This is a genomic window from Paracoccus sp. MKU1 (assembly GCF_001447385.1).
GTDB lineage: Bacteria > Pseudomonadota > Alphaproteobacteria > Rhodobacterales > Rhodobacteraceae > Paracoccus.
Genome location: NZ_LLWQ01000182.1, coordinates 66595 through 74452, shown reverse-complemented (window position 1 = coordinate 74452; position 7858 = coordinate 66595). Strand labels below are relative to the sequence as shown.

Sequence of the window (7858 nt, the reverse complement as noted above, 5' to 3'; positions counted from 1 at the left end):
CGGGGCCGCCCGCCGACCGCCGACAAAGGATAGGCGCCGGCCCCGCGACACCGCGGCCCTTGGCATGTTCCGCTTCACCGCCCAGGCGCGGGATGGTTTCTGCGGCGCGCCCGGGGACAGCCTGCACAGCGAGAGGGGTTCAGGCCGCCGTCAAGGCCTGCCAGCCTCCCCCGGCTCGCCTCAGATCGCTTGGCGCATTCCCCCCATCCGGCTTGCCGCGACACCGGCGATGTCGCCAGGACCGGCGGGCACGGCGCAAGGCAGGTGATCGCCATTCACCGACAACATTTCCGATTCGGAAACGGCGCCCATCTGGCCTGCACAACAGCCAAAACCGCATCGCGTCAGCGGCGCTGCATCAAGCCGCAAGAAGCCCGGCCACGATAGGCGCACACGCTCAATCCGGTCTACCGCGCGGAGCATCGGCCGCATCGCTCCTCCGTCAACATCTGGGATCAGCCGCCGCAGATGCCGTTTGGCCCGGGCATCGCCCGATCCGCCAGATGGCCGCAACCGGACGAGAGCTGCATCTGATCCGCTTTCCCCCGGCACCCCGCCAGCCGGCCCGAGCCGGTCTCAGATCAGCCCGCGCCGTATCATGATCCAGATGGCCACGGCGGCCAGGAGCAGCAGGCCGAACAGCACGCTCGCCGCGATGCTGGCCGCGCCACCCCGCAGCCGCACACCCTGCCCCAGCGGCCGCAAATAGCCGACCAGCACCTTATGCGCCCGCTCGAGCCGGTCGAAATCCACTTGGCGCGCCAGTTTCGGCTGGCCGGCCTTGCGGTCGGCCTCGGCCAGGATGCGCGCCTCGCGCCGCAAACGCCGCGGCAGGGCGCCGCCGCGTTTGCGCAACATGTTTTCCAGATCGGCCTGCTGGCCGCGCCGCAAGCCGCCGAACCGCGCCGCCATCAGGCAGGCCACCTCGTCGGCCATCGGCCGGATCCTTTCGATGCCCATTGCCCCCATCCCGTTTTCGTCAAAGCTAGCGCCTCTGGCGTCGCTTCGCCAGTGCCGCTAAGTTGCAGGCATGATGCTGAATATAACGGTAACAGGAACGGATTCGGATCGGCTGCCGGTGCTGCTGGCGCATGGGCTGTTCGGATCGGGGCGCAATCTCGGCGGCCTAGCGCGGCGCCTGGGCGAGGGCCGGCGCGTCATCTCGGTCGATATGCGCAACCATGGCGACAGCTTCCACGATCCCGATCACAGCTATGCCGCGCTGGCCGGCGACTTGGCCGAAGCGATTGCGGCACAGGGCGGCCGGGCGGATGTGCTGGGCCATTCGATGGGCGGCAAGGCCGCGATGATGCTGGCGCTGACCCAGCCGGGACTGGTGCGCCGCCTTGTCGTCCTGGACATCGCGCCCTTTGCCTATGGTCACAGCCAGAGCGACCATATCGATGCGATGGAGGCGGTGGACCTGACCGGGCTTCGCCTGCGCTCCGAGGCCGATGCGCGCCTGGCCGAGCAGGTTGCCGATCCGGGCGTGCGGGCCTTTCTGCTGCAATCGCTGGACCTGAAGGCCGATCCGCCGCGCTGGAAGTTCAACCTGCCCGCCCTGCGCGACCAGATGCCCCAACTGGTCGGCTGGCCAAAGGCGCCCAAGGGCAGTTTCACCGGCCCCGCCCTGTTTCTTGCCGGCGAGAACTCCGATTATTGCCGCGCGCCGCAGATCGAGGCGATCCGCGCGCATTTCCCCCAGGCCGAGATCCGCCTCATCCCCGGCGCCGGACATTGGCTGCATGCCGACCGCCCGACCGAGGTGGCCGAGGCGGTGGCGGCGTTTCTCGGCTGAGCCCGCCGCACCGGCGGCAAGGACCGCGCCGCCTCAGCCGCCGGGACAGCGCAGCGACAGCCGCGCCTCGCCGGTATCGCCGGGAATGCGGCTGCTCAGGCTGTTCGGAATCACCGCGCAGCCGGTCGTCCGCTCGGCAGCGATCACCATCAGTTCGGGCACCGGCGCTCGGGCGCGCCGGCTGAGATAGCCAAGGCGGATCACCTCGGCCTGGTTGCCGTCGTGAAAAACAGCGAAGCGGATCCCTTCCAGCGTGATGTCGTGCCGCACCGCGCCGAAAAACTGCGGCGCGGGCGAGGCGCAGGCGGAAAGGAGCAGGACAAGAAGCAGAATCACAGGCATGCCGCCTGTCTAACAAGCGCAGGTTAAGAAACTCCTAACGGGCGGGAACCGCGGCCGGAGGCAGGCGTTGACTTGCGAAGAAGAACCCTTGCAGGAGATTGAATATGCGCCGTATTTTTCACCTTTCGCCCCTGCTTGCGCTGTTGGCCCTGGCGGCCTGCCAGACCGTACAGGGCGCCGGGCGCGACCTGCAAAGCGCAGGACAGGTGATCAGCCGGGAAAGCCAGGAAGCCCAGGCCGGCATGTAAGTCCGGACCGTCAGCCGCGCGCCGCGCAATGCGCGCAAAAGGGCGTATCGGGCAGCAGATCCAGCCGGGCCGGCAGAATGATGTCCCCGCAGCCGGTGCAAAAACCGTATTCGCCGCTGTCGATGCGCCGAAGGGCGGCGTCTATCCGGTTCAATTCGGCCTGATGGACATGGCCAAGCGCTTGAAGAACCTCGTCATCCTCTTGTTCAACGGCCGCATCGTCCCAATCCTGGGGCAAGGGATCGTCGAGCTCGTCCTGAATGCGGGCAAGATCGGCAAGGAGGGCCTTGCGACGCGCGGTCAGCATCGACTTGCGGGCATCCAGATCCATGGATCATCTCCTGTGAACTGCTATCATCCTGACGGGTCTGGGCGGCGGCGCATTGACCTGCATCAATTTGTCGCTGCATTTCCGGCCGCGCAGAAGGCGGCCTGCGGTGCGGAATCGGCTGGGATCCGCCGGTGCGGGTCTGGCTCTCGGGAAATTCCTTGCCGATCAGCGGCCCGCCGGCTCTGGTCCGGCTTGAGCGGCTTGTCGTCTGGTTTAGGCTTGTCGCCAATCGAGCAGAAAAAGAAAGGTAAGAGCATGCGTCGGATGGTGATGATCGGCCTGTGCCTGGCCGGGATGGCCGTGGCGGGCTGCGAGACGATGCAAGGCGCGGGGCGCGACATGCAAACTGCCGGGCAGTTGCTCAGCGAACAGGCCGCAAACAGTCAGGTGCAAATGGGACAGGCGCCCTATGCGGCGCCGACTGACCCCTATACGCCCCCGGCAGTAGCGCCGGCGCCCTATTGAAGCCATAAGGCGAAGCTGATCTTTCCGGGGAGGGCAGGTTTGGCGCACCGCTCCCCGGCCCCAGTTCGTCCGGTCTGCCTTGGCTCCCCGGATCCTGCCCTTGCCGGCCCGGACGATCCCGTGAAGCGCCCGGCGCAGCGTTGCGGCATCCGGCCTCAGCGGGGCCGGAAACTCGGCCTGGAAATCCGCGGCGATGCGCCTGCGCGGGTCCTCGGCGCACGGGTCCTTTGCGGTTCCGCCGCCTGAGACTCTCGCGCTGCAGGCGATAGGGTCGCCAGTATTTTCAAATGTCGGCCCCAGAACATGGCTGCCCGAAGCGCGCATCCTTCAGCACGAACCGCGCCGAATTTGCCGGAATCTGATGACTCGACCGAGGTAAGGCCGGCCCGCATCAAGGGCCGGCCAGCTTGCCGATTTTCCGGCCTCCTGCCGGTCAATCGTCGTCGTCATCATCGTCATCATCGTCATCGCGATCGCGGCCACGGCGACGCCTGGAGCGGTCATCATCGTCGTCCCCAAAGCGGTAGCGGACAGCCCGGCGGTCGTCATCATCGTCGCGCCAGCCGCGATAGGCCCAGCCATCCAGGCCGCGCAGCAGCCTCTCGACCCCGTCACGATGATGATAACGGAGGAAGTCGTCGTCATCCGCAAGCGCCGCGCCCGGGAGGCTTGCTGCCGCGAATGCGGCTGCCGTCAGAAACATGCGAAAAGGTGCCATGCGCTTCATTCCTTGATCCAAAGCAACGCCAGACGGTTGCAGAGGAGTTACGCAAGAGGGCGACGATTATTCCCGACGCACAAGAGTTTTCGGCAAGCCCCGGGGCCAAGCCCGGCGCCGTGGGAGGGTCGCATGAACGATCCGCGCCCGCCGCGTGCTGCGGGAACCATCGCTGCCAGGCCGCGTTCCGCTTTCGACCAACAAGGGAGAAAACGACAATGAAAGGCATCATCGCCTGGCTTCTGGGCGTCCCGATCTTCGTGATTATCCTGCTCTACCTGACCGGAATATTCTGACCGGAAGCGAAGATGAGGCCAGAGTAACCGCGTCAGGGAGATCGGTTGCGTCTTTCTCGGAACGTGGTGCGGTGCGGCGGAAAGGCTTGGGCTTGCAGGCAAACCGCTCGACCAGGCCCTGCCGCAACCAGCGGTGCGAAGGACGATGTGTTGTGCCGATGACCGAGGCCGACAAGCCGGCCCAAGGGATTCGACCGGCATCGGCATCAGCTTGAGCACGGGCGACTCTGGCCATTGTTTTGCGATGGGAAGGCCGCGCCGTGACACGATTGGGCGACGGCCGAACGGGCGGCCCGACGCCACCGAGAACGGTCGTGGTGCATTCAGGTCCGGAGGGGCCGGCTCTGCCTTCATCCGCCCAGCGGGATGACGGCCCTAGCCTGACCCGAGATGGCGCAGCCCATGCGTCACATCCGCCCGCACGGCGAGCCGCAGCCCCGGCTCGTCCCCGGCCCGCAGCGAGGCCAAGATCATGCGGTGATGGCGCGGCGGTTCGTTGCGCTTCATCCGGCCGTACAGCGCCCGCATGGTCGGGCCGAGCTGCAACCAGACCGTCTCGACGATGGCCAGCATCGCCGGGGCCTGGGCGCGCAGGTAAAGCAGGCGGTGAAACTCCAGGTTGGTGCGGATATAGCCCACGGCATCATGCCGCTCGGCCGCCTCGCCGATGGCGGCGTTGATGACGGCCATGCGCTCGATCAGGGCCTGATGGGCGCGCGGCAGGGCGCGGGCGGCCAGTTCCGGCTCGATCAGCCCGCGCAATGCCGCAAGCTCCTCGATCCGCTCGACCGACAGTTCCGGCGTGGCAATCCGCCCCGAGGAGGACAGCGACAGCGCACCCTCGGCCACCAGCCGCCGCACCGCCTCGCGCGCGGGCGTCATCGAGACGCGATGCTCGGCGGCGATGCCGCGCAGGGTCAGGGCCAGGCCGGGCGGCAATTCGCCCAGCATGATGCGCTGGCGCAGGTTGCGATAAAGCCGCTCATGCGCCGAGCTTTCCGAGGAACGCGAAACAGTCATGCGCCATCTGTGATCACAAATCCGGACGCCGTCAAGCCGCCCCGGTCACGAACGAAACCGCCAGGCCAGCAGCTCATGCCCGTGCCGGCGCAGCCAGTCGCGATGGCGCGCATAATCGGGCATCAGCCGGCCGGTCGCGGTCCAGAAGGCAGGCGAATGGTCCATGTGCAGCAGATGCGCCACCTCATGCGCGGCGACATAGTCCAGCACCTCGGGCGGCGCCATCGCCAGTCGCCAGGAAAACATCAGCCGCCCGTCATGGGTGCAACTGCCCCAGCGCGAGCGCGTGTCGCGCAGCGCAAGCGCGCGGAAGCCGCGTCCCAGCGCCGCGGCATGGCGGTCGCAGGCAAGGATCAGCCGCGCCTGGGCCAGGTGCTTCAGCCAAAGCTCGACCAGCAGGCCGGCCGGGCGGCCCTGCGGCACCAACAAAAGCGCGTCCGCCAGCTCCACCCGCCGGCCGTCATGGGGCGCGATCCGCCGTTCCTGCCCCTCGACCGGCAGCAGGGCGCCATATTCGACCGGGCGCAGCGGCGGCATGCCGGCCCGGGTCTGCCGCAGCCATTCGACCCGCGACTCGGCAAAGGCACGGCCGTCCGACAGGCTGGTGCGGCTGGGCAGGGTCAGCACCACCTCGCCCCCCGCACGCGCCACGCGCAGGGTCATGCGCCGCGCCCGCGCCGAGCGCCGCAGCGTTACCGGAATGTCGCCTCCGACCAGAATCCTGTCCATCCGTTCCCGCATCTTGCGAAGCGCCGATCCTCCGCCCATGTTTCCCCCGCACCGCCACCGGCCTGCAAGGGGGAAAAGGCTTTGACAGCCTGCCCGGGCTGTGGCAGGGGACAGCGGATTTAGCTGAACGCGGCAGAAAGAGAACACCATGCCCAAAGAGGAATGGGGCACGAAACGCCTTTGCCCCCATTGCGCGACGCGCTTCTACGACCTGATGAACGACCCGATGACCTGTCCCGCCTGCGGCGCAGAGTTCACCGTGGAAAGCCTGACCAACGGCCGCTCGCGCTCGCTGATCTCGGAAAAGACCGCCTCGCGTGACACGGATCAGACCGATCTGGTCGATGACGAGGATCTGGACGACGACGCCGATACCGGCGATCTGGACGACGATCTGCTGGATGACGACGATGACGACGGCGACATGTCGCTGGACGACATCGCCGACGTACCGGACAGTGACGACGAATAAGCCCGCGTCCTGACCTCCTTCGGGGCCCCGGAGCGCGACCAGCGCGGCCGGGGCCTTTTTCATGACACAGGGGGACCATGCGGATCATCGACAGACAGGCCGTGCGCGCCATCCTGCTGACCCCGGACGACCGGGTGCTGCTGATGCGGGTCGATTACGGCGGCGGCGACTGGTGGATCACCCCTGGCGGCGGCAGCGAGCCCGGCGAGACGCCGGAGCAGGCCCTGCGCCGCGAACTGGACGAGGAGCTGGGCTTCGCCCTGCCCGCCCTTGGCCCGCTGGTCTGGCGGCGCCGGGTGGCGATGACGTTCCAGCAGCGCCGCTGGCGGCAGTCCGAGGATTATTTCCTGATCGAGACCTCGGCCTTCGAGCCGGCGATCCGGAACGCCCCCGAGGCCGCCACCATCCGCGAGTTTCGTTGGTGGAGCCTGGCCGAGATGCGCCACACATCCGAGCGGCTGGCCCCGGCCGGGCTTTTGCGCATCATACTGGACTATCGCGAAAACGGGCCGCCCGATAGCCCGCCCGATGTAGAAATAATCAAGGATTGATCGCTAAGCGATGTAAACCTCATCAAAAAATTCCCGCTCCAGCCTGGCGGCGCGGCGGAAGAAGTCCCGCGCCTGATCCGCCGCCTCCGGTCCGACCCGGTCGAGTTCGTCCCGCAGGAAGCCGACGAAGTCGCGGAAGAAGGGATTGTCGTGCAGCGTGATCCATTCGGCATGGACGAAATTCGCCGGCAGCGGCTGGGGCGCGCGCATGGCCCAGTCGAGATAGAGCCCCTCGGCCACGTTCAGCACCGCCAGCACGGCGGGATAGGCGCGCGTCGCCGCCGCCTCGCGCATCAGCGCCTGGAAACCTTTCGTCGGGGCGCTGTCGGGAATGGCGGCGCGATCCGCCTCGCTCACACCGAGCGCGGCGAAGGCGCGCAGAAAATAGTCATTCTCCTCGCCCGAGACCATGCCGGCAAAACGCCCGAATCGCAGCCGCGATTCGAAGCGGTCGGCCGAGGCGATGGCGCCGCCCAGCAGCGTCAGGAAGGCGTCGAGGAAACGGTGATCCTGGATCAGATAGCGCGCCATGGCGGCATCCGCGATACTGCCGTCGCAAAGCTCGCGCACGAAGCGGTGGCCGACGGCGGCGGACCAGTCCGTGGCGCATTCCCGGCGCAGGGTTTCGAAGAAGGTTTCGGTCATCAGGCCCTCATGGCTTGGGGCGAGACCGGCGGTGCGGGCGGCCTCGCGGTGAGGCCGGCAAAAGACAGGCGCATCGTTCCCATTCCTCCGCCGGCATGATCCGGGTCAGGTTCGAAGGGTCACCGCGCCGCCCGTCTCCTGGTCGATCGAGGCCAGCGGTTTCTCAGCCCCTTGCCGGGGCTCCCCTTGGTGGCGCCAGACTAGCGCGGGCGACAGCGACTGTCACGCGCCCCCCACAAGATC

The 7858-nt window shown here is 67.5% G+C and carries 13 protein-coding genes and 1 riboswitch; of the genes, 5 read left to right on the top strand and 8 right to left on the bottom strand.

Annotation, left to right across the window (positions count from 1 at the left end; all coding sequences use genetic code 11):
* Nucleotides 1–180: 180 nt before the first annotated feature.
* On the bottom strand, nt 181–432 hold the full coding sequence (locus AQY21_RS28725; RefSeq protein WP_152988243.1) for a hypothetical protein: 252 nt from the start codon (nt 430–432) through the stop codon (nt 181–183).
* Nucleotides 433–576: 144 nt separating this feature from the next.
* Entirely contained in the window at nt 577–936 is a 360-nt protein-coding gene (locus tag AQY21_RS14850; RefSeq protein WP_238986790.1) for a hypothetical protein, read from the bottom strand.
* A gap of 94 nt (nt 937–1030) precedes the next feature.
* On the opposite strand from AQY21_RS14850, the gene AQY21_RS14845 reads away from it, so the two are divergent.
* Entirely contained in the window at nt 1031–1798 is a 768-nt protein-coding gene (locus AQY21_RS14845; protein ID WP_152988242.1) for an alpha/beta fold hydrolase, read from the top strand.
* Between the two features lie 33 nt (nt 1799–1831).
* Here the strand turns inward: AQY21_RS14845 and AQY21_RS14840 are convergent, their stop codons facing one another.
* Nucleotides 1832–2140, bottom strand: coding sequence for a hypothetical protein (locus AQY21_RS14840; protein ID WP_058098398.1), 309 nt, complete (start codon nt 2138–2140; stop codon nt 1832–1834).
* Between the two features lie 104 nt (nt 2141–2244).
* Here AQY21_RS14840 and AQY21_RS14835 point away from each other — a divergent pair, with 104 nt between their 5' ends.
* Nucleotides 2245–2388: an entericidin A/B family lipoprotein gene (locus AQY21_RS14835; RefSeq protein WP_058098397.1), complete on the top strand. Its 144-nt coding sequence runs from the start codon at nt 2245–2247 to the stop codon at nt 2386–2388.
* Between the two features lie 10 nt (nt 2389–2398).
* On the opposite strand, the gene AQY21_RS14830 is transcribed toward AQY21_RS14835, so the two are convergent.
* Entirely contained in the window at nt 2399–2695 is a 297-nt protein-coding gene (locus AQY21_RS14830) for a TraR/DksA family transcriptional regulator (protein WP_369807782.1), read from the bottom strand.
* Nucleotides 2696–2974: 279 nt separating this feature from the next.
* On the opposite strand from AQY21_RS14830, the gene AQY21_RS29825 reads away from it, so the two are divergent.
* Complete coding sequence (locus tag AQY21_RS29825) at nt 2975–3184, top strand: entericidin A/B family lipoprotein (RefSeq protein WP_058098395.1); 210 nt, start codon at nt 2975–2977, stop codon at nt 3182–3184.
* Nucleotides 3185–3617: 433 nt separating this feature from the next.
* On the opposite strand, the gene AQY21_RS29175 is transcribed toward AQY21_RS29825, so the two are convergent.
* From AQY21_RS29175 to AQY21_RS14810, 3 genes are all read right to left on the bottom strand, one after another.
* Nucleotides 3618–3902 (bottom strand): hypothetical protein, encoded by a 285-nt coding sequence (locus tag AQY21_RS29175; protein ID WP_152988241.1) that lies wholly within the window; start codon nt 3900–3902, stop codon nt 3618–3620.
* Between the two features lie 671 nt (nt 3903–4573).
* Nucleotides 4574–5218, bottom strand: coding sequence for a GntR family transcriptional regulator (locus AQY21_RS14815; protein ID WP_058098393.1), 645 nt, complete (start codon nt 5216–5218; stop codon nt 4574–4576).
* A 45-nt stretch (nt 5219–5263) separates the two neighbouring features.
* Nucleotides 5264–5947 (bottom strand): M48 family metallopeptidase, encoded by a 684-nt coding sequence (locus AQY21_RS14810; RefSeq protein WP_058098392.1) that lies wholly within the window; start codon nt 5945–5947, stop codon nt 5264–5266.
* A gap of 148 nt (nt 5948–6095) precedes the next feature.
* On the opposite strand from AQY21_RS14810, the gene AQY21_RS14805 reads away from it, so the two are divergent.
* Both AQY21_RS14805 and AQY21_RS14800 read left to right on the top strand, forming a co-directional pair.
* Nucleotides 6096–6419 (top strand): TIGR02300 family protein, encoded by a 324-nt coding sequence (locus AQY21_RS14805; RefSeq protein WP_058098391.1) that lies wholly within the window; start codon nt 6096–6098, stop codon nt 6417–6419.
* Nucleotides 6420–6496: 77 nt separating this feature from the next.
* Nucleotides 6497–6970: an NUDIX hydrolase gene (locus AQY21_RS14800; RefSeq protein WP_058098390.1), complete on the top strand. Its 474-nt coding sequence runs from the start codon at nt 6497–6499 to the stop codon at nt 6968–6970.
* Between the two features lie 3 nt (nt 6971–6973).
* Here the strand turns inward: AQY21_RS14800 and AQY21_RS14795 are convergent, their stop codons facing one another.
* Nucleotides 6974–7615, bottom strand: coding sequence for a TenA family protein (locus AQY21_RS14795; protein ID WP_058098389.1), 642 nt, complete (start codon nt 7613–7615; stop codon nt 6974–6976).
* Nucleotides 7616–7680: 65 nt separating this feature from the next.
* A riboswitch (TPP riboswitch) is annotated at nt 7681–7812 on the bottom strand.
* Nucleotides 7813–7858 lie beyond the last annotated feature (46 nt).

Coding starts and splice junctions, on each gene's coding strand:
- AQY21_RS28725 (WP_152988243.1), bottom strand. CDS start 432: ATGCGGCCGATGCTCCGCGCGGTAGACCGGATTGAGCGTGTGCGCCTA.
- AQY21_RS14850 (WP_238986790.1), bottom strand. CDS start 936: ATGGCCGACGAGGTGGCCTGCCTGATGGCGGCGCGGTTCGGCGGCTTG.
- AQY21_RS14845 (WP_152988242.1), top strand. CDS start 1,031: ATGATGCTGAATATAACGGTAACAGGAACGGATTCGGATCGGCTGCCG.
- AQY21_RS14840 (WP_058098398.1), bottom strand. CDS start 2,140: ATGCCTGTGATTCTGCTTCTTGTCCTGCTCCTTTCCGCCTGCGCCTCG.
- AQY21_RS14835 (WP_058098397.1), top strand. CDS start 2,245: ATGCGCCGTATTTTTCACCTTTCGCCCCTGCTTGCGCTGTTGGCCCTG.
- AQY21_RS14830 (WP_369807782.1), bottom strand. CDS start 2,695: ATGCTGACCGCGCGTCGCAAGGCCCTCCTTGCCGATCTTGCCCGCATT.
- AQY21_RS29825 (WP_058098395.1), top strand. CDS start 2,975: ATGCGTCGGATGGTGATGATCGGCCTGTGCCTGGCCGGGATGGCCGTG.
- AQY21_RS29175 (WP_152988241.1), bottom strand. CDS start 3,902: ATGGCACCTTTTCGCATGTTTCTGACGGCAGCCGCATTCGCGGCAGCA.
- AQY21_RS14815 (WP_058098393.1), bottom strand. CDS start 5,218: ATGACTGTTTCGCGTTCCTCGGAAAGCTCGGCGCATGAGCGGCTTTAT.
- AQY21_RS14810 (WP_058098392.1), bottom strand. CDS start 5,947: ATGGACAGGATTCTGGTCGGAGGCGACATTCCGGTAACGCTGCGGCGC.
- AQY21_RS14805 (WP_058098391.1), top strand. CDS start 6,096: ATGCCCAAAGAGGAATGGGGCACGAAACGCCTTTGCCCCCATTGCGCG.
- AQY21_RS14800 (WP_058098390.1), top strand. CDS start 6,497: ATGCGGATCATCGACAGACAGGCCGTGCGCGCCATCCTGCTGACCCCG.
- AQY21_RS14795 (WP_058098389.1), bottom strand. CDS start 7,615: ATGACCGAAACCTTCTTCGAAACCCTGCGCCGGGAATGCGCCACGGAC.